Below are 19,877 nucleotides of genomic sequence, written 5' to 3'. Positions count from 1 at the left end.
ACAGAGCACAAAAAAAGCGCCGCAATGTATAGTTGCGGCGCTACTTTTATAGTTGGGCTGGCTTAACCGGCCTGTTTCATGGTTTGTGTGTACACGTAGTTCACAAAGTCATCTACGGTATAAACCGGTACCTCATCGGGTATGGTCAGGTCGTAGGTTTTTTCCACTTTCAGAATAACGTCTACCACATCCACTATGTCAAGCCCGAGTGTCGTCAGGTCACGGACCTCCAGTAGTTGATTTCGTTTAAGGTTGGTAACAGAGGTGATGATCTTCACCACTTCTTTTTGGATTGCCTTTTTATCTGGGGTTGCAGTTGTCATGGCATGTAAGAGGTAAAAGTAAGCCTGGTTCCGAGATCGCGGAAACTATAAGTCTCTGCGATCTCCCCAGTAATTTATATGTATGAAAACAGGTAATGCGTGTTGGTTAATGCGCAAACTCGTGCGCCATTTTCTTTTCTTCCAGCATCTTGGTTTCGTGCTCCAGTTCTTCCAGCGTTTTCTCTTCCAGCTCGATCTTGGTTTTCTTATCTAAACCGAACTTAGCCAGGATTCTGTCGAAGCCATAGTAGATGATCGGCACCACGATAAGCGTCAGGAACATCGAAGAGCTCAGACCACCGATCAAAGCCCAGGCCAGACCGTTTTTAGTAGCAGCTACTGAGCCACCTGCCAGCGCAATTGGTAACATACCAATCACCATGGCCAGCGTCGTCATCAGGATCGGGCGGAAACGGATACGGATCGCTTCGATCAGGGCTTCTTTCACTTCCACGCCTTCGTCTTTCAGCTTGTTGGTAAAGTCTACCACCATAATCGCGTTTTTCGCTACCAGACCGATCATCATAATAATACCCAGGATAGAGAAGATGCTCAGCGACTGCGAAGCAAGCGCCAGGGCCAGCAAGGCACCGATAATCGCCAACGGAATAGAGAACAGAACCACCAGCGGGTAAATGTACGAATCGTACAGGGCTACCATGATCAGGTACACGAAGATGATAGAGGCAAGCAAGGCAACACCCAGCGTACCGAAACCTTCGCTCTGGTTTTTCAGGTTACCGCCATACTCTAAGCTTACACCGGCCGGCATTTTTACTTCCGCCATCTTCGCCTGTATGTCAGCACCCACCGAACCGGTTGGTCTACCAATAACCTGTGAGTTCACGTTTACCGAAGTTACACGGTTGTAACGCTCCAGCTGCGATGGACCTGTAGACTGGCGGATATCAGCGAACTGCGCCAGACGAACGATCTGCCCTTTACTGTTTACGAATGACAGGTTACCGATGTCGGTTACGCTGCGGCGGTCAAACTCATCGAGGCGGATGTTGATGTCGTAGTCTTCGGTGCCGGAGCGGAAGGTAACGTCAGAGTTACCGCTGAAAGCCAGCTGCATGCTTGCACCCACACTCTCCAGCGACAGGCCAACATTTGCCATCTTATCACGGTCCACTACCACTTCAATTTCCGGGTTACCACCCTCCACAGACATTTCCACGTCGGCAGTACCATCCACACCTTCTGTAATGGCCAGCACTTTCTGCGAGAAATTCATCACGCTGTCCAGGTTAGAGCCTGAGATGATGATCTGGATCGGAGCCTGTGAGTTACCTACCAGGCCAACCGGCACCGGCGTTACTTCCACATCCGGAATGTTGCTTTCGATATCAGCTTTTGCCTGACGGCTGAACTGGTCGGTGCTGAAATCACGCTCTTTTACATCTACCAGGGTCACCGAAACGTCGGCTTTGTAAGCGGTGTTCTGGCCGGCCTGTGCCGAAGTAGTGGTACCAACTGTGGTAAACACTTTCTTTACTTCAGGCTTGGCAAGCAGGTATTCCTCCACCTTACGGGTAGCAAAGTTGGTCTGCTCTACGGTGGCATTCTTTGGCAATTCCAGCTGTAAGCTTACTTCACCGCGGTCACCGGCCGGTATAAATTCTGAACCGATAAAGCCCATTGGCACCAGCGCAAACGAAGCAACCAATAGCAACATAGTTACACCCAGCGTGATAAACTTGTGGTTAAAGGCCCACTTCAGGGTAGCCGTAAAACCATCAATCACGCGGTCCAGGAAGCGCTCAAAAGCAAGGATAAATCGTCCGAAAATGTTCTTGTCAGAGATGTGCTCCAGTCTGGAGAATCGGCTGGCAAGCAACGGGATAAGCGTAAAGGCTACGAACAAAGAGATCATTGTGGCTACGGCAACCACCACCGCAAACTGGCGCAGGATATCCGAAACCAGACCTGTAGAAAGAGCGATCGGGATGAACACGACCACAATTACCAATGTGATGGAAGTAACCGTTGCCATGATCTCACGGATACCATCATAAGCGGCCTGTGCCGGCTTTTTACCCATCTCCATGTGGCGGTGAATGTTCTCAATTACCACAATCGCGTCGTCCACCAGAATACCAACTACCAGCGAAAGTGCCAGCAGCGACATCAGGTTAAGCGAGTAGCCAAACAGGTACATGGCAATGAACGTGGCTACCAACGAAGCCGGAATAGACACCATTACAATAACCGCGTTACGCAGCGAGTGCAGGAACAGCAACATCACCACAGCCACCAGTATAACGGCAATAATAAGGTCATGTATCACCGAGTCAGCAGCTTCCAGTGTAAAGTCAGAAGAGTCGTTGGCTACGTTGAATTTCAGGCCTTCGGCAGCGTAGGTTTTCTCCAGAGAGGCAAGCGCTTCTTTCGTCAAACGGCTTACTTCCACCGCATTGGCATCCGACTGCTTTTGTATCGTGATACCTACCGACGGGTTACCATTGATACGGTTCATTACCTCGATGTCTTTCTGGGTATCCTGTACTTCGGCTACGTCAGCAAGGCGCACAATGCCTTTGTCGTCCTGGCGGATGATCAAGTTGTTCAGCTGCTCCAAAGACTGGAACTTACCCGCCAGTCGGATCTGCGTCTGGCCGCTTTCCTGTTTTATCTTACCGGTAGGGAAGTCGAGGTTGGAGTTACGGATCTTCTGCTGTACCTGCAAAATAGACAGGTTGTAGGCTTCCAGTTTGTTGGCGTCGATGTTTACTTTGATCTCACGTTCCTGGCCACCCAATACTTTTATGGCCGCCATACCCTGTATGCGCGACAGCTCCGGTTTGATCTTCTTATCGATCAGGTCATAGAACTCGGTAGCAGGCATGTTGGCGGTAGCACCCATTTTAATAATAGGCAGGTCGTCGAGGTCAAATTTGTTCAGCGTAGGGGCATCGGCATCTTCGGGCAGCTTGGCCAGAATGGTGTTGATCTTACGCTGTGCTTCCTGTAAACTCAGATCCACATCGGTACCCTGGTTCAGGTTGATCACGATCATTGAAAAGCTTTCCATAGAGGTGCTTTTCATTTCCTTCACGTTCTCGAGCGAGGCAAGTGCGTCTTCGATCTCTTTGGTAACAGAGTTTTCTACCTCGTTTGGCGAAGCACCCGGATACACCGTCATAATGGTAAGCACCGGTGGGTTGAACTTCGGAAGAAGCTCGTAGTTAAGCGATTGATAGCTGACAACACCAAGCAGCGTGAGTACAGTAAATACCACCACCACTATAGTTGATCGCTGGATCGATATTTTGGTTATGTTCATTTTATAGTTTCTTATTTAAAAGAAGTTATTGCTTTTACTATTTTACCGGGCCAGAGGCCCAGACTATAGTTTGCTTACTTCAGCAAGGTCACTTTAATGCCGTCGCGCAGGTTTATCTGGCCGCTCTGCACTATCTGCTCGCCTGGCTGTACGCCTTCCAGTATCTCTACTTTATCCTGTGTAACCACGCCTACTTTTACTTTGCGCATGGTAGCAACGCCGTTATTTACCACATAAACACTTGGGTTCTGGATGCTACCAACTATAGCCTGGCGCGGTAACAACATGGCATCACGCTGGTCGTCCACTTTGAAGTAGGCAGTGCCGTACATACCCGCTCTCAGGTTGTTGTCAGCAGCATTTTTTACTTCAATCTCCACGTCAAATTTCAGGGTTGGATCGGCCTGGGCGGCAATGGCGGTTACTACGCCTTCGTATTCCTGTCCGGCACCGGCGTCTGCCTTCACAGTTACTTTATCGCCTTTGTTTATCAGCAATACTTCGCTTTCAGAGGCTTTTACTTTCAGCTTTAACTTGTCCACGTTCACGATGTCGTATAGTTTGGTACCCATGTTCAGGTAAGAGCCAACTTCTACATAGATCTCGTTTATCTCGCCGCTGATAGGCGCTGTAATGCGGGTCTTGGTCAGGCGCTGACGGGCAGCAACCAACTGTGCCTGCGTAGACTTGGCAGCCAGGCGGGCATCTTCCAGCTGACGCTGCGTGATCGCATCACCGGCAGCCAGGTTCTCGAAACGCTCCAGGTCACGCTTTGCTTTCTCGGCATTGGTCTGGGCTGTAGCCAGGTCGGCAGCCATGGTGTTGCTCTCTACCTGTACCAGCAGGTCGCCGGCTTTTACTTTGTCGCCTTTGCGCTTCAGCACGCTTTTAATCTGGCCGTTCGTTTCTGATAAAAGTGTCAGGCTCTGGATAGGAGCGAAGTTACCCTGTGCGGTAAATGACTTGTCTAATTTCTCTGTTTTAACCTGTGTAACAGCAACCGGAATGGCATCGCTTTTAATGTCAGCTACTGCGGCATTGGCGGCCATCTGTTCTTTGTTGCTCATCAGTTTAAACCCGATAGCGGCCAGCACAACAAGCACAAGTACGATATAAATTACCTTCTTCATTTTAGTATTTGGTGTATGTCTTAGTTTGATAGTGATTCGAGATTTCCTTTGGCTTTCAGATAGCTCAGCTGGGCGATCTGGTATTTAAGCCGTTCGTTGTTTAGGTTGGTCTGGGCTTCGCGCAGGGCAGTTTCGGCGTTCAGCAGGTCGCTGAGTGGTGCCAGGCCTTCCTTGTATAGTTGGTTGGTGGTGTTGTACACTTCCTGGGCCAGCTTTACGTTGCGCTCCTGGGCAGCTATGTTGTTCTGGCTGTTGCCTAACTGGCTCAGGGCGTTGCTTACCTCCACCTGTGTGTTCTTGTTGTATTGCTGTATGTCCAGGTCCATTTTTTTCAGCTCAATCTCGCGCTGCTGTACCTGGCTCTTTTTGCGCAAACCATCAAAGATCGGGATGTTAAGCTGCAAACCCACCTGCGAGTTCGGGAACCACATCGCATCCGGGTTGCCGATCATGCGGCCATCGTACTGCGACTGGTAGTTGTAGTTACCAAAGGCCGCCAGCGACGGGTAGTAGCCCGCTCTAATGTTCTCGATCTCCAGTGCTTTCAGCTCTTTCTGCTTGTTCAGGATCTTGAACTGGGCACGCTCGGTAGCTACTTCGTTCACACCGGCCATAGTTGGCTGCTCATCCAGCAGCACATCATTTGCAGAACCTATTAAGGCGATCTGCTCATCCAGCGGCATGCCCATAAAGAATTTAAGCACGTTCAGTTGCTGTACATAAGCGGCCTGCAGGTTCTCTTTCTGGTTCTCCAGGTTTATCTTGTTTACCTTAATGCGGTTCACGTCTACCTTTTTCACCAGGTCATTCTTATACTGCAGCGTCAGGATCTTTTCCAGTTGGGTAAGCATGTTCAGGTTAGCGTTGATGCTGTTAAACTGCTCTTTGGTCTGCAGTACCTGGTAATAAGCGCTGCCCACGTTATAGATCACGTCTTCGGTAGCCATTTCCTTGCGGATACGGTACAGGTCTTCGGCACTCTTGGCTGCCTTTAATCCCACAAAATATGATTTGCTGAACAGCAGCTGTGTTACCGACAAACCAGCCTGCACCGTGTTATCTGTACCCATTGGCTTGATCAGTGGACCAGTCCCTTCCGGGTTGAAATCTGCAGGTAGCGCAATCATCGATTTTTCAAGTGTTCTCACTGCGGAGCCTTTCACCTCAACCTGTGGCAAACCGGCACTGCGTACTTCGTTTATCTGGTACTTGGAGCCCATTTCGTCCAGCGACGCTTTCTTTACAGACTCGTTGTTTTCCAGGGCATAGTTTATAGCCTGTTGCAGATTCAGCTCTTTTCCGCCGGCGGGTGCTTGTGCAAAGGCAGGCGTCAGGCTGAAAAATGTTAATCCTAAGATTAAGTGTCTGATATTCACGTTTATAGTTCTTTTAGTTATGGTATTTATAGTTAGTTCTGAAATTGCAGAACTATAGAAGTAAAAAAATTATACTTTTTCTTTCAGGTTTTCCTTTTCCCACTGCTCAATCAGGCCTGGCAGCTGGCTTTTCAGGTAATCCAGGAAGCTGATGAAGTACAGTAATTTCTCGTCATAAACCGGGTTATCACGCTTTCTGACTTCCAGCACGCGCTTCAGTATATTGTTCAGCTCACCCAGGTCTTCCATCTTTTTGTTAAAAGTGTCGCGCCAGTTCGATGATTTTATCCGGAAGTAGCGTTTCCTGTCGCCGGGGAAGGTGGTATACTCGATGTGGCCCGTGTTAAGCAACATATTCAGGGCGTTGCTGGTAGCACTTTTACTGATGTTCAGTGTCTCCGAAATCTCTTCGAAGGTAAGCTCTGGCTTATCTGAAACCAGCAATATACCCATAACACGCGCTACAGCCGGCTGAAAACCATTGTTTTCCTGGTATACACCAAACTCCTCAATCAGCTCCAGTTGTTTATCGCTTAATGTCATAATAATTATCAGTTACAGGTTGATAACAATGCAAAGGTATAATATAGTTTCGTTAGTTCATAATTTACAGAACCAAAAATTTAAAATATTTCATCTGTAGCTTTCTGTATCAAAACTATAGTTGTGCAACAGGCATGGAATGAAGGAGATGTAGAGCTAAATATTGCTTGAGGGACACGTTTTGGAAACAAACCTATAGTTGCCAAACGATAGACCGGAGTGCTTTTGCGGCGGTTTCTGGCGAAATGAGATAAATTTTTTTTTGCTATTTTGCCTTCATTCCCGAAAAACACCTTGCCGGAAATCAACCTATAGTTAACCTTTCTGATTAGTTTATGGAGTTATATTACTCATTCTCAGTTCTTATCGTTTTAGCGTCGTTTTTTGCCTACGTCAACCACCGGTTTATAAAATTGCCATCTACTATCGGCATTATGCTGATGGCCATTATCGTTTCCATTTTTATACGGTTTGCGGGTGGCAGTATTTTTCCTGAAACAACGGGCAAGCTATTCAAACTCATTTCTGAGCTCGATTTTACAGAACTGCTGATGGGTGCCATGCTTAACTTCCTGCTTTTTGCTGGTGCTATACACGTAAACGTGGCCGACCTGCGCCAGCAACGGCTGCCGGTTCTTACCTTCTCCACTATAAGCGTTATAATTTCCACGTTTGTGATTGGCGGGGTCTTTTACTTCCTGATGCCCTTTTTTGGTATAGATATGCCGTTTTTATACTGCCTGCTTTTTGGGGCGCTCATATCACCAACCGACCCGATTGCGGTACTGGGTATCCTGAAGAAAGCCAATGTGAGCAAGGCGCTGGAAACCAAAATTACCGGCGAGTCGCTGTTTAACGATGGTATGGCGGTGGTGCTGTTTGCCGTAATTCTGCAGCTTACCCAGACTGCCGATGCGTCTATTTCGCTGGGTACTATATCGTGGCTGCTGGCTAAAGAGGCATTGGGCGGGCTACTGTTGGGCGTGCTGCTTGGTTTCTCGGCATCCAAAGCCATGAAAGATATCGACGATTACATTGTGTCGGTGCTGATCACGTTGTCGGTAGTGATGGGTGGTTACCTGATTGCGCGGGCCTTCCATATTTCGGGACCGTTAACCATGGTGGCGGCCGGTCTTATCATCGGCAACTATGGCAAAAAAGTAGCCATGTCGGCGCTTACAAAAGATTACCTGACCAAGTTCTGGGAACTGCTCGATGAGATTCTGAACGCTATCCTGTTCCTCTTTATCGGTTTTGAGTTGTTGCTGATCCCGGATTTTGAACTGTACTGGCTGATCTCGGTGGTAGCTATAGTTGTGGTGCTGTTCGCCCGTTTCGTTTCTATCTGGATTCCGTCGCTGATCGTACCGTTTAAGCCAAAGCTTAGCAGGGGCACGCTTACGATGCTGGTCTGGGGCGGCCTGCGGGGAGGTGTATCCATAGCGCTGGTATTATCAGTTACTGACCCGCTTTACAAAGAGCTGTTGCTGGAGATGACCTACTTTGTTGTCGTATTTTCTATTGTGGTGCAGGGCCTGACCGTAAGCAAACTCTCCGGCAGAGTACTGACAGTAGAACCTGAAAGGTAACCTATAGTTTTAACTGTATAAAAGCCAACAGAAATCTATATCTGTTGGCTTTTATAGTTTATAATAGAATGTGTGGTTTCTGTATTTACAGGTTAAGTAGGTTCAGTTGTGAAGGTTAACTGATTAATGCAGCCGAAGGCCGTATTGTAGTAAAGGTTACGGGGTGTAAGCCTTCTTCTAAAGCTCAATAGATATTTTAACTTTCCCTCCCAATCCTTTCTCAACAATATCAAATAAGGTTTTGAGCGTTAAGTTACTCCCGTCGTTTTCCACTCTTGAAATGTACGTTCTCTTCTTGTCGATGATTTCGCCTAACTCCTGCTGGGTAAGGTGTCTCGCTTCTCGCGCCTTTTTCAATTCAAGCCCGATTTTAAATGACTCGAACTCTCTATCAAGGTTATCACGTCTCTCTGTACCTTTCACACCATACACTCTGTTCTTGATGTCTGACCAAGAACTAACCTCTCCTTGTTTATCTTTTTCCTTCATAATATTCAGCCATTAGTTGTAGTGCTTTTTCAATCTCTTTCTTTGGTGTTTTCTGTGTTTTCTTCTGAAAGCCGTTAAGCAAAATGACCAGTTTACCTTCATCGAAGAAACAAAAAACCCTCCAAATGTTGGAAGCAAGTTGCACTCTTGCTTCATATAACCCGTTTGTACCCGTCAGGTGTTTCAGGTAATTTTGAGGCACCCGCTCAAGCGTTTCTATCGCTTCTAAAATCCTGAATATCTTATCCTGCACTTTCACAGGCTGTTCTTTCAAGAAATCTTCAAAGTAGTTTTTGTAAGCGACGATTTCTCTGATTTTCTTCATCTGTTGTACTTCCAACAGTAAATGTAACTTAAAAGTTACTATAAATTAAAAAAATAGCTCTCTTTTGATTTAAACTCGCCACTAATGGATTATATAAATTGAGCAAGACATAGTCGTAGGTTGACTTATGTGCCGTGTTGGTTGGAGTTGTTCTCTTTCTTGTGTATTTCCTTCAATCCATCTTCCATGGTTATCCAGTCCAACAAAGCCATTAAAATTTCGATATTCCAGCTTTCTCTAAAGTATAGATTTGTCCATAGCTTGTGATCGCTTTTGCTGTTTAGAGTGAGTCGGTCATAATTTTTCTGGTAATTCAAGTCTGCCCAACTTACAAGTGATTGCTTTTTAGTGATCGTGTTGTTTTTGGTTATAAGCACACCGTCTTTGCTAAGTGTGCAGTGTCCAAACTGTACTTCTTCACCTGCAATAAGCAAATCTACAGCTGGATTCATTATTTGGGAGATTATAGATTCCCAAATCTCATCTACTATTCTACCACACAAATCTGTAAAGTAAGCATTTCCAAACCCGAAGTAGCTTTTAAAAATAATATCAATCTGTACATTCTCGGTCCTAAGGCCAATGTGGTATTTTCTACCTACAGTAAACTTATAGAATTCGATTGCGCTTATCCAGTATCTTATACCTGATACTTTTCTTCTTTCTATTTCTTTATCATTAAATCGGATAAGCTCTCCATTAATCAGTAAGGTCTTATCTTTCCCCTTAAAGGAATTTGTTCTGACCGCTTCGTTCACCTATCTGTTTTTATTTTATTAATTTTAATTACCGTTAACGTACTTGGCTTTGCTGTGGCGTAGCTACAGTAAAGGTGTGGTTATGGGTAGGAGAGCTATTAATGAACTAATTTGATATGGTTATCTGTAAGTTCAATAACTTTAAACCTTTGCCCGTAGATTAACCCCTCACCATTTTTTTCGTCATCACCATACATATATAAATAGGTTGTGCCATTTAAAATATCAAATTGGTAATCATAATAGATTTTTCTCCTTTTGCGGTATAGAACCGCTTCTTGAGGTTTAACAAATTCAAGATATTCATCCATTTTGGAGTTAACTAGGACTTTTTCCAGTACCCATTCTGATTCTAATTTTAGGTTTTCAAGTTTTTCGTTTTCCTTCCATTTACCCGCTAATCTTTTTGAAAGTAAAACATTTAAGTTTTCTCTCTCAATTTGAAGTTTCTTGAAATAGTTTTCGAAAATTTCGTTTTCTAAACTTTCAAATGTTAGTGATTTCCAATCGCAGAATTTAAATATTTTTAATTTTCTGTTGTCTATTTCAACTTCGTAATATTGAACATACGAACTTTGGTTAGTTTCCTCGCAATCCTCTGAATAGCCTTCCGCTAACTTCACGAAAGAGTTTAAATTTGATATTGATTTTTCGCTTAATACAGTCCTGGATGAAGCAAGTTTATCCTTATTTGGAATTGTAATCCTTCCGACAACGGCATTTCCTTCAAGATTAAATGACATTTCCCTAACTGTATAACTCTCATCACCAAATGTGTGCTTTATTTTTAATGTATTGAACACTGGCTTTTCTTGCGCTGTGCAGCCCAAAAGGAAAAGCGAGAATATATAAATGAGAGTTTTCAAAATTGAGGATTTAAAACTTGCCCATAACTACCTCTAAACCACAACAAACGCTTATCTGCACTATAGTTATAGTTTCCAAATCCTGATCTGATAGTTACTGAACAAGATAAGGTAATTAGCTGATAGCACAAACTATAGTTTGCCGGTCTCGTGCCAGCGCATGCGGTAGGCGTTCATGGCGGTATGGCCGAGTCTGGTAAGCAGTCTATAGTTGACTACAGCTCCCACCGGTGCGCCTATAATCGGTATCAGTTGTGCCATCTTTGCCAGGTCAATATAATCGCGGTACTCCTGCTGAAAGCTGCGCCAGTTAAACTGGTTGATGTCGTCGGGGAGGTATTGTTTTTGCCTGTCCCAGTCTACCATCTGGTTGTACACGTCGCGGCGATGCTCGTGGCTGCTGAAGGCCAGTTGAAAGATGTGCAGCAGGTACACACGCTCTTTGTAGTCCGAGGCATCATATCCGTAAAGGGCGGCAATCTCGAACAGCAACTTCATTTTAAGCCCGAACAGCAACGGAAAATCAGCCAGGCCCAGTAAAATACCACCAGCCCCGGTAACGCCGCCTTCGGCAGCGGCAGCGTTTTTGTAAAACTTTATACGGCCCGCCACCAACCCTTCCTGCAACTGCAGGTCGTGTGCAGCGGCTGGCGCTTTTGTTATCAGACCGGCTCCGAAAAGGGTGGCGCGGGTCATTTGTTTTATGGCGGTAGTAATGGCCTGGTGTATTCTGTCGGGGATATAGCTATTGATCTTCTGCTGGGTTTTTCGGGCCAGGCTGTTCAGGAAGGTAGGTTCCCGTTGCATCTGGCGTTGCCAGTCGCGCAGCTGGTGCAGGGCATGCTGGGTATAGTAATGGTGGGAAAGCGGTATGGCCATAGGTGCTATAGTTGTAGTGCTAAACTATAGCTTTATACTTAAATGCCATGAAATAGCTGTAAACTATAGCCCAGGTTCTGGTAAAAATGTCGCAGGCCTTTTCATTTTCGCATCCGGGAAATTCCGGTGGTCGCCTTTTTTGGGGTGCCGATCAGTCGCTAAAAACAACAAGCCGCTGCAGAAGTTCTCCGCAGCGGCTTGCCGGTAAAAAAGGAAAAAAGGAAAATTTAGGCCTGCTTCACGAGCTGAACCTCGCAGTGCAGTTTTATCTCGTTGCTTACCACTACCTGGCCAGCTTCTGTAACAGCATCCCAGGTCAGGTTAAATTCTTTGCGGTTTACTTTACCTTCTACAGTAAAGCCGGCCTTTGTCTGGCCATACGGGTCTACTACTATACCACCATACTCCACATCAAGGGTAATCGGTTTGGTCACATCGCGGATAGTCAGGTCGCCGTGCAGTTTATAGTTGTCGCCGGAACCCTCGAAAGATTTACCTATAAAACGCAGCTGCTTGTACTGCTCTGCATTAAAAAAGTCATCAGACTTCAGGTGCGTGTCGCGCTGCTCGTTGTTCGTGCTGATCGAATCAATATCAGCTGTAAACTCGATGCGCGATGCTTTGGTAAAATCTTCGTCTTCAGTTTCCACTTCCAGGTTAAATTTTTGGAAATAACCTGTCACGGTCGTGATCATCAGGTGCTTTACCTTGAACTGGATTTCGCTGTGTGTCGGGTCAATCACCCATTTTGTAGTAGCCATAGTTTAAATTGGTTAGTGTTTATCTGTAAATCGGTTTATACGTGAGATGTTACAAATGTACAAACATTTAATGTATATACATGTAATTAGGCGAAAAAGTTTCTCTGTATTCCTTTTTTTACCAACAACTATAGTTTACAAAGCAGGGGAAGGACATTAAAAAAGGCCACTGGTGTTATTCCAGTGGCCTTTTTTAATGTTTGTGTTTATTTTTTAAGCGTGCTGTTTTTTCTGCAGCGCTGTCAGCTCCATTTTCAGGTCTTCTGCACGGTTCATTTCGGTCTGCATTTCACGCTTCAGCTTCAGTTCACGTTCGCGGGCAGCCTTTTTATATTCGTTAAACTCACTGTCGATGTCATCAAACGCTTTTACTTTCTCTATAGCCACGCGCTTACTGCTCTTGTACTGCATCATTACTATAGCCAGCACTATCAGCAGGGCAACTATAATTACGGAGTTCAGGATCACGTAAAACTGCTTCTGCATGTCTATCCCGAAAAACGAAATGTTGTTGATCAGGTGCTGGCTTTTCTGCACTTCCTGCTCTTTGCGTGCAGTCTCTTCGGTTAATGCTTTCAGTTGTTTTTCCTGTGCAGCTACACTGGCACGGGCTTCAATCAGTTCCTTGTCGGCGCCGGCGCGCGCATCGGCCAGCTTTTTGCTGATAACCTGCAGGCTGTCGTTTACGCTCTTATAGAACTGGTCCATCGACTTTACATTCACAACTTTGTACTGCTGACCGCCCTCCTGGTACGAGTTGGCTTTATCTTTCAGGGCACTGTACTGTTTAGACAGTGTGTTTTTTGTCGGGGCTGCATCCTGTGCCTGTACGGCCGTGAACAGCATCACTAAAACAAGGGATAAAAAGGTTGATTTCATGGTAAGATTGATTTTGATCCGGAAGCTATACCGGAGTAAACATAAAATAAAGTGCTATAACGCGCAATTAATTTTACAGGTGTTTGATTTAATATTCCTCTCGCAGCTGGTCAGAAAATCATTTTTGCGGCGGTAAAAACGAAATCTGCTAATGCTTTTTAGCTAAACTCTGTTCAAGGCGATTTATTGTAAACTATAGTTGGCAGCATCAGAAACTGCCGGCTTCGTTTGCCGCTCATCTCCCTGCAAAGCATAGCTTTACGGATTATATAAGCCAAAAAAGGGCGTTATAGTTCCTTAAAAAGATAGCCCCGCCGGTTGGCAGGGCTATCCGTAGTTATGTAAGGTTGCTGGTCAGGCCACAGAACGGCCCGGGCTGATGGCCTATAAAGCGTCTTTTGTTGCCTCCAGCACGCTCTCTGTGTTGTCGTTCACCAGGCTTAAAAAGTCGTAGCCGGTCTTTGCTTCAATGGCATCCACAGTGGTGCGGTATAGTTTCCAGTCCGACTGCACATTCTGGTCGTTTGGCATATCTACAGCAATTACGCGGGTGCTGGTGGTAATGCGTGCCGCATCGTTGTCGCCTTTCGGCAGCACCACAATTACTTTCCAGGTATTGGATGGCACCGTTACCTTGCCGCCGGCTATAGTTGTGGTATAGCCATTAGAGCCGCTGCCACCCATGCCGTAACCACCCGAGATAATGTATACCTCGTTGCCGCTGCTCAGCAGTGAGCGGCAGTAGTTTTCGAGTTGTGCCCAAGCGCCCTGGTTGTTGCGTGGTGCCTGCGGTATCATGTTGGTCATCAGGAAGGTAGCAGAGTTATCAGTTACCGAAGCGGTTCTGTCGGCAGACGGGCACATGTGGCCACGGTCGAAGCCGCTGCCCGAGTAATCGGTAGAGCCCACGCGGTACCAGCCCGACGGCAGTGTTGCGTCAGCCCTGAAATCATCCTGGCGTGGCGTGCTGCCGATCCAGGTATTATCTAAATGCCAGCTCACCCAGTTGGCCGTGCCTTTGTCGCGGCTATACGACATCACATACTGTGTTTTAAGCAGCAGGTAATTGTTTGGCTGGTTCACATCAGTTATAGCCCCCGACGGGTTGCCTAAGGTAAGGTGTACGCTGTTACTGGTTTCGCCGGGGTTGGTGGGGGCAGGGTCTTCGCCGGTGCCCGGGTCTTCTTCGGTAGCAGTGCTGCTCACAGTAACATCATCGATGTTGATGCGGGTACCCGTGCCACTCAGTTTAACTACTCTGAATCTGACAGCCGAACTATAGTTAACTGTAAAGGTAGCTTTCTGCAAGGTGGTTGCTGAAGTGTTGATCACATTGCCCTGCACGGTCCAGTGCTGGCCACCGTCTGTAGAGGCTTCCAGTTGCCAGGTGCTGGCATTGTCGGTGCCGTAGGCGGCGTGGTATATCGTTACCTCCTGGGCGTTGGGTACATCAAACTGCATCTCCAGGCTGCCCAGGTCACGGATGCGCACCGATTTGGTTCCGTTTTTACGGTCAGATTCCAGTGTGCCGATCAGCGCTTCGTTCAGGAACCAGTTGCCGGTTGTAAGTGCCACCGAAGCTGCTGCATAACTGCCTTTCGAGCCGGTCTCATAGTTTTCGGTGATGGTGCTGGTTACGGGTGCCGGTGCGGTTGCCGCGTTTGCTTCAACCTGAATGTTATCAATGTTGGTGCGGTTGGCCGAGCCGTCCGTTTTCCGGATCTCGAAGCGCACCGGGACGGTAATGTTCAGGGGCAGGGTAGTGCTTTGCTGGCTGGTCTTGCTTACGCTTATGGTTTCGCCGGCGCTTGTCCAGGTGGCGCCACCGTCGGTGGAGTAAAACACCTGCAGGGTGGTATTTTTATCGCGGCCATACTTGGCATAGGTAAGCGTAAACGATTTAGCACCAGCCGGAAGGTCGAACTTCATGGTCAGTTTACCGCTGTTCTGCACCCTGGCAGCCTGTACATCTGTCTTGGTGTCGTCGGTGGTATTGCCGGTAAGCGCATCAGTAAAGGTCCAGGTGCCACTGGCAAAAACTACATCAGCCGTTGCATAGCTGGTTTTGGTGGCGCCTTCAAAGCCTTCGTAAAAGGCATCAGGGTTAATGATGATGTTCTCTTCGAGCGGGAGCTGCGGGTCAATGTTCTCCGTATCCTGCTGGCAGGCGGTAAAGGTAAAAAATGCCGTCAGGATCAGGATCCATCGGAAAGGGTAACTGTGTTTCATTTGTATAGTGTTAGGTGTAAAGGCAATACAAGGTCGGGGAACAGTGCGGTTGGCTGCTTCATATTTCCGCATTCAAATATAGGTAAATATAAATAGATGAATAAAGCTAAGCTGCTCTAAATGTGTAGCTTGATGTTGCAACCTTAATAAAATGGTAATAGTGATAACCGGTATTGGCAAAGTGAGACGCTTGGATGTGCGAACCCGGTAAGTGGGCGGTCTGGCAGGTATTGGCAGCCCGGTTTGTTATTAAATAGCAAACTTTTCCGTAAGGAGATAAAACCCCGGGCAATGCCTGGTTACAGAAGCTGAACTATACACAAGAGCTATGGACATTAACAATATGACTACAGACGGAAACCCGGACGTTATTCTGATCGGAGCCGGAATTATGAGTGCGACACTCGGCATGTTACTAAAAGAACTGCAGCCAGACCTGAAAGTGGAACTATACGAGCGCCTGCATGTAGCGGCCGCCGAAAGCTCCGATGCCTGGAACAATGCGGGCACCGGCCACTCGGCCTTCTGCGAACTCAACTATACGCCCGAGCGCCCCAATGGCGCCATCGATATTTCAAAAGCAGTTAAAATAGCGGAGTCATTTGAGGTATCGAAGCAGTTCTGGTCTTACCTGCTGGAGAAGAACCAGGTAAAACTACCCGACTTTTTTATTAACACGGTGCCGCACATGAGCTTTGTGTGGGGCGATAAGAATGTGGAGTTTCTGAGAAAACGCTACGAGGCCATGACCAGCTGCCACCTGTTTAAGGGCATGCAGTACAGCGAAAACCCGGTTCAGTTAAAAGAGTGGATGCCATTGGTAATGGAAGGGCGCGATACTTCCGAAAAGCTGGCCGCCACCCGCATGGAGATCGGTACGGACGTAAACTTTGGTGCGCTTACACGCCGTATGTTCATGCGCCTGCAGGAACACGGCATGCGCCAGTACTTCGGGCACGAGGTGCGCAAACTCAAGAAGACCAGTACCGGCTACTGGCGTGTACGGGTAAAAGACCTGGCAACCGGCGAGAAGCGGAATGTGTATGCTAAGTTTGTTTTTATAGGGGCCGGGGGAGGCTCGTTGCCGCTACTGCTTAAATCCGGTATTCCGGAAGGCGAAGGTTTTGGCGGGTTCCCGGTAAGCGGGCAATGGCTGCGCTGTACCAACCCCGATGTAGTGGAGCGCCACAAGGCCAAGGTGTACGGAAAAGCATCGGTAGGATCGCCGCCCATGTCGGTGCCGCACCTGGATAGCCGCTACATAAACGGTAAAAAGGAGCTGCTCTTCGGGCCCTATGCCGGTTTCTCCACTAAGTTCCTTAAAAAAGGCTCTTTCCTGGACCTGGCCCTTTCCATCCGGCCGGATAACCTGCGCCCGATGATCTCGGCTGGTATTAAAAATATTCCGCTTACCCAGTACCTGATCAACCAGGTGCGCCAGTCGCCGGAAGACAGAATGCAAGCCCTCCGCGATTACTACCCGAACGCCAGACCCGAAGACTGGGAACTGGAGATTGCAGGCCAGCGGGTGCAGGTAATTAAAAAAGGCCCGGAAGGGGGAGGCGTGCTGGAGTTCGGAACCGAGATGGTAAGTGCTGCCGATGGCTCGCTTGCTGCCTTATTAGGTGCCTCGCCGGGTGCTTCTACGGCCGTATCGATTATGCTGGAATTGCTGCAGCGCTGTTTTCCGGAGCAGGTGGCCTCGCCGGCATGGCAGGCAAAACTCAGGCAGATGATTCCGTCGTACGGGCTTTCGCTGGCGCAGGACGCCGGGTTGCTGCAACAGGTAAGAGACTGGACAAGTAGCGTGTTAGGGCTGCCGCGGATTGGCGCCAACTATAAACAGGAAGCCGGACAAAGCAACAAGCTCGCCTCCTGAGGCACAATTAATTAAAATAGATACAAAATTAACAGGGAGCAAATGAACGTGTTAGTACTTTATCTGCACGAAACAGGCTGAAGTTCAGAAGTCATGCTAACTTCTATATTTAGTTTTCGTTATATTGCTTCAGACAGATGCAATGCAGGAACAGTACAAGCACACCCTGTTATTTAATACTTCTTTCATGTCTTTATCACAGAAAACCACTGCCGCAGGCAATAAGCAATATTTTTTTACGGGAGGCGGTGAGATGGGCGCCCTCATGCGCGCTTACGACTGGCACAATCACCCGCTTGGTGATATGGAGGCATGGCCACTCAGCCTGAAAACAACCTTACGCACCATCCTTAATTCATCGTTTCCGATGTTTTTGTGGTGGTCCGAATCCTTTTACATGTTCCACAACGATGCGTATTTGCCTGCCTTAGGAAAAAAACATCCCGATGCGCTGGGGGCAAGTGCCCGCGACATGTGGTCGGAGATCTGGTACCAGATAGGGGCAGTAGCCGAAGATATTTTCCAGAACGGCACCCAGTTCTACGCCGAAGACATGCCCATTTACCTGGATCGGAAGGGCTTTATAGAGGAAACCTACTGGACCTTTTCGTACAGCCCTGCATTTAACGACGATGGCCAGGTAGCTGGTATGTTCTGCTCCTGTAAAGAAGTGACCGACACTGTTTTAAATCAGCGCCGCCTTAAAACCCTGAAAGATGTAACCGAAGCGCTGACCTTGGTTAGTACCCTGGAAGAAGCCGGTGAGAAAGCCTGTGCTATAATGAGTGAAAATACCAGCGACATACCATTGTGTGGTATTTATCTGCTGGAGGAAGATAGCGGCGAAGCGCGGTTGCTGGGCCAGGCAGGTATTATGCTGCACGAAACGCTACTCGAAAGACCAAGCCTGAAAGAGCAGGGAATTGCAGATCCGTTGCTGCAGGTACTGGAAACGCGTAAGCCGGTGCTGGTAAAATACAGCGACCTGGTTGCAGATAAAACGAAGCTTACAGCGGAGCAGCAGGACTTGCCGGTAGCGCTTTTGCCCGTTGCCCTGCCCGGCCAGAGCCGCGTGGTAGGCATTATAGTGGCCGGTACCAGCTCTAAACTTGACTATAATACCAACTACGAGGACTTCCACATGCTTTTGGGGCGGCAGATAGCTATCTCGTTTGCAAGTGTACACGCCCGCTCTGAAACCGAAAGACGCCAGGCTTATATGAGCGAGATCTTTATGCAGGCGCCTGTGGGCATCACAATTCTGCGTGGGCCGGAGTATATTGTGGACCTGGTGAACCCGGGCATTTGCGAGATATGGGGCCGCACCTACGAGGAAGTGATCGGCAGGCCGGTGCTGGAAGCCTTGCCAGAAGTAGCCGACCAGGGCATCAGGGAACTGCTGGACGGAGTATACACCACCGGCGTACCTTTTGTAGCAAATGAGCTTCTCGTAAAACTTGACCGGAATGGTAAACTGGAGGATGTATACATTAACTTTGTATACCAGCCCATGCGCGACGAGCAGGGCAATGTGATAGGCATTATAGCGGTGGCTGTGGGTGTGAACGAGCAGGTGGAGGCCCGCCTGAAGATAGAGGCCATGAACAAGGAGCTGCTCGCCACGAACGCCGACCTCGATAACTTTGTATACTCTGCCTCGCATGACCTCAAAGCCCCGATCTCCAACATCGAAGGCCTGATGAAAGTGTTTGTGGATTTCCTGCCACACGAAAACCTGAACTCTCCGGACCTCCAGAAAGTACTGTCCCTTATCCAACACTCCATCGACCGGTTTAAGCGCGCCATTGCCGACCTGACCGAGGTAGCTAAGGTGCAGCGCGAAGACAACCACGATGTGGCCCGCGTGAACCTGAAACAGGTAGTAGAGGACATTCAATTAGACTTTGAACCGCAGATAAAAGAGAAGCAGGCAACTATAGAAACCAACGTGTCGCCGGAGGCTGAGATCGAGTTCTCGGCCAAAAACGTGCGTAGTATTGTGTATAACCTGCTCAGCAATGCGCTTAAATATAGTTCGCCGGCCCGCCTGCCGCACATAGTTATTAGCAGCGAGCTTACCCCGGAGTTTGTGATCTTATCGGTGGCAGATAATGGGCTGGGCCTGAACCCTGATGATGAAATAAAGATATTCTCGATGTTCAAACGCCTGCACGACCATGTGGAAGGCTCCGGTATCGGGTTGTATATTGTGAAGCGTATTATAGAAAATGCCGGCGGGCACATAGAACTGGAAACAGCCCTGGACAAAGGCGCTAACTTTAAAGTCTACTTTAAGCGCTAAGATTTCTGATTGGCTAAATCGGATAATTGGGAGTTATTAGGGTAAGAAGAGAAGGTAGTTACTGCTTCCAGCTATAGTTTGACAGGGCTTATCTTACTGTTATGCCAGTGATTTATTGCTGACTATAGTTCTATAGTTATTGTGCAACGCACATTTTTACATCCATTGAATTGTATTCCTGAAACTGCTATAGTTGCAACTATAGACTTTTCCAGGTGATCAAATCCCAGGTACATTAGTAAGCTATAGTTACAGCTTTAGAA

General features: G+C 47.6%; 16 protein-coding genes. 3 read left to right on the top strand and 13 right to left on the bottom strand.

Annotation, left to right across the window (positions count from 1 at the left end):
• Nucleotides 1-62: 62 nt before the first annotated feature.
• The 5 genes from H7F15_RS11640 to H7F15_RS11620 form a co-directional block, all read right to left on the bottom strand.
• The gene (locus tag H7F15_RS11640; protein ID WP_185197145.1) at nt 63-323 is read right to left on the bottom strand and encodes an acyl carrier protein; all 261 of its coding nucleotides are present in this window, start codon (nt 321-323) and stop codon (nt 63-65) included.
• Nucleotides 324-429: 106 nt separating this feature from the next.
• A complete protein-coding gene (locus H7F15_RS11635; protein WP_185197144.1) occupies nt 430-3,609 on the bottom strand; it encodes an efflux RND transporter permease subunit in 3,180 nt (1,059 codons plus the stop codon).
• A 74-nt stretch (nt 3,610-3,683) separates the two neighbouring features.
• Nucleotides 3,684-4,739, bottom strand: coding sequence for an efflux RND transporter periplasmic adaptor subunit (locus H7F15_RS11630; RefSeq protein WP_185197143.1), 1,056 nt, complete (start codon nt 4,737-4,739; stop codon nt 3,684-3,686).
• A 20-nt stretch (nt 4,740-4,759) separates the two neighbouring features.
• The gene (locus H7F15_RS11625) at nt 4,760-6,115 is read right to left on the bottom strand and encodes a TolC family protein (RefSeq protein ID WP_370523698.1); all 1,356 of its coding nucleotides are present in this window, start codon (nt 6,113-6,115) and stop codon (nt 4,760-4,762) included.
• Between the two features lie 69 nt (nt 6,116-6,184).
• Nucleotides 6,185-6,658 (bottom strand): GbsR/MarR family transcriptional regulator, encoded by a 474-nt coding sequence (locus H7F15_RS11620; protein ID WP_185197142.1) that lies wholly within the window; start codon nt 6,656-6,658, stop codon nt 6,185-6,187.
• A 335-nt stretch (nt 6,659-6,993) separates the two neighbouring features.
• Between H7F15_RS11620 and H7F15_RS11615 the strand changes: the two genes are divergently transcribed.
• Nucleotides 6,994-8,247 (top strand): sodium:proton antiporter, encoded by a 1,254-nt coding sequence (locus H7F15_RS11615; RefSeq protein WP_185197141.1) that lies wholly within the window; start codon nt 6,994-6,996, stop codon nt 8,245-8,247.
• Nucleotides 8,248-8,424: 177 nt separating this feature from the next.
• Here H7F15_RS11615 and H7F15_RS11610 read toward each other — a convergent pair whose 3' ends face one another.
• The 8 genes from H7F15_RS11610 to H7F15_RS19500 all read right to left on the bottom strand — a co-directional run bounded on the left by H7F15_RS11610 (nt 8,425) and on the right by H7F15_RS19500 (nt 15,433).
• The gene (locus H7F15_RS11610; RefSeq protein WP_185197140.1) at nt 8,425-8,736 is read right to left on the bottom strand and encodes a helix-turn-helix domain-containing protein; all 312 of its coding nucleotides are present in this window, start codon (nt 8,734-8,736) and stop codon (nt 8,425-8,427) included.
• The gene (locus H7F15_RS11605) at nt 8,720-9,061 is read right to left on the bottom strand and encodes a type II toxin-antitoxin system RelE/ParE family toxin (protein WP_185197139.1); all 342 of its coding nucleotides are present in this window, start codon (nt 9,059-9,061) and stop codon (nt 8,720-8,722) included. Before H7F15_RS11605 ends, H7F15_RS11610 begins: the two co-directional genes overlap by 17 nt.
• Before the next feature lie 125 nt (nt 9,062-9,186).
• On the bottom strand, nt 9,187-9,819 hold the full coding sequence (locus tag H7F15_RS11600) for a hypothetical protein (RefSeq protein ID WP_185197138.1): 633 nt from the start codon (nt 9,817-9,819) through the stop codon (nt 9,187-9,189).
• Nucleotides 9,820-9,917: 98 nt separating this feature from the next.
• Nucleotides 9,918-10,685 carry a hypothetical protein gene (locus H7F15_RS11595; RefSeq protein ID WP_185197137.1) on the bottom strand — a complete coding sequence of 256 codons (768 nt, stop codon included), beginning with the start codon at nt 10,683-10,685 and terminating at the stop codon, nt 9,918-9,920.
• A gap of 132 nt (nt 10,686-10,817) precedes the next feature.
• On the bottom strand, nt 10,818-11,564 hold the full coding sequence (locus tag H7F15_RS11590) for an EcsC family protein (RefSeq protein ID WP_185197136.1): 747 nt from the start codon (nt 11,562-11,564) through the stop codon (nt 10,818-10,820).
• A 227-nt stretch (nt 11,565-11,791) separates the two neighbouring features.
• Nucleotides 11,792-12,325 carry a YceI family protein gene (locus tag H7F15_RS11585; protein WP_185197135.1) on the bottom strand — a complete coding sequence of 178 codons (534 nt, stop codon included), beginning with the start codon at nt 12,323-12,325 and terminating at the stop codon, nt 11,792-11,794.
• A gap of 213 nt (nt 12,326-12,538) precedes the next feature.
• On the bottom strand, nt 12,539-13,204 hold the full coding sequence (locus H7F15_RS11580; protein ID WP_185197134.1) for a hypothetical protein: 666 nt from the start codon (nt 13,202-13,204) through the stop codon (nt 12,539-12,541).
• A 384-nt stretch (nt 13,205-13,588) separates the two neighbouring features.
• The gene (locus tag H7F15_RS19500; RefSeq protein ID WP_255481204.1) at nt 13,589-15,433 is read right to left on the bottom strand and encodes a DNA/RNA non-specific endonuclease; all 1,845 of its coding nucleotides are present in this window, start codon (nt 15,431-15,433) and stop codon (nt 13,589-13,591) included.
• Between the two features lie 328 nt (nt 15,434-15,761).
• Here H7F15_RS19500 and H7F15_RS11570 point away from each other — a divergent pair, with 328 nt between their 5' ends.
• Nucleotides 15,762-17,312 (top strand): malate:quinone oxidoreductase, encoded by a 1,551-nt coding sequence (locus tag H7F15_RS11570; RefSeq protein WP_185197133.1) that lies wholly within the window; start codon nt 15,762-15,764, stop codon nt 17,310-17,312.
• 187 nt (nt 17,313-17,499) lie between these two features.
• Nucleotides 17,500-19,614, top strand: a complete 2,115-nt coding sequence (locus tag H7F15_RS11565; protein WP_255481203.1) for an ATP-binding protein — start codon at nt 17,500-17,502, stop codon at nt 19,612-19,614.
• Nucleotides 19,615-19,877 lie beyond the last annotated feature (263 nt).

It is taken from the genome of Pontibacter sp. Tf4 (assembly GCF_014212495.1).
Taxonomy (GTDB): domain Bacteria; phylum Bacteroidota; class Bacteroidia; order Cytophagales; family Hymenobacteraceae; genus Pontibacter.
The sequence above is the reverse complement of the archived record's forward strand: the minus strand, read 5'-3'. Positions and strand labels throughout refer to the sequence as shown.

Coding starts and splice junctions, on each gene's coding strand:
- H7F15_RS11630 (WP_185197143.1), bottom strand. CDS start 4,739: ATGAAGAAGGTAATTTATATCGTACTTGTGCTTGTTGTGCTGGCCGCT.
- H7F15_RS11565 (WP_255481203.1), top strand. CDS start 17,500: ATGTCTTTATCACAGAAAACCACTGCCGCAGGCAATAAGCAATATTTT.
- H7F15_RS11640 (WP_185197145.1), bottom strand. CDS start 323: ATGACAACTGCAACCCCAGATAAAAAGGCAATCCAAAAAGAAGTGGTG.
- H7F15_RS19500 (WP_255481204.1), bottom strand. CDS start 15,433: ATGAAACACAGTTACCCTTTCCGATGGATCCTGATCCTGACGGCATTT.
- H7F15_RS11620 (WP_185197142.1), bottom strand. CDS start 6,658: ATGACATTAAGCGATAAACAACTGGAGCTGATTGAGGAGTTTGGTGTA.
- H7F15_RS11580 (WP_185197134.1), bottom strand. CDS start 13,204: ATGAAATCAACCTTTTTATCCCTTGTTTTAGTGATGCTGTTCACGGCC.
- H7F15_RS11605 (WP_185197139.1), bottom strand. CDS start 9,061: ATGAAGAAAATCAGAGAAATCGTCGCTTACAAAAACTACTTTGAAGAT.
- H7F15_RS11585 (WP_185197135.1), bottom strand. CDS start 12,325: ATGGCTACTACAAAATGGGTGATTGACCCGACACACAGCGAAATCCAG.
- H7F15_RS11590 (WP_185197136.1), bottom strand. CDS start 11,564: ATGGCCATACCGCTTTCCCACCATTACTATACCCAGCATGCCCTGCAC.
- H7F15_RS11610 (WP_185197140.1), bottom strand. CDS start 8,736: ATGAAGGAAAAAGATAAACAAGGAGAGGTTAGTTCTTGGTCAGACATC.
- H7F15_RS11570 (WP_185197133.1), top strand. CDS start 15,762: ATGGACATTAACAATATGACTACAGACGGAAACCCGGACGTTATTCTG.
- H7F15_RS11615 (WP_185197141.1), top strand. CDS start 6,994: ATGGAGTTATATTACTCATTCTCAGTTCTTATCGTTTTAGCGTCGTTT.
- H7F15_RS11635 (WP_185197144.1), bottom strand. CDS start 3,609: ATGAACATAACCAAAATATCGATCCAGCGATCAACTATAGTGGTGGTG.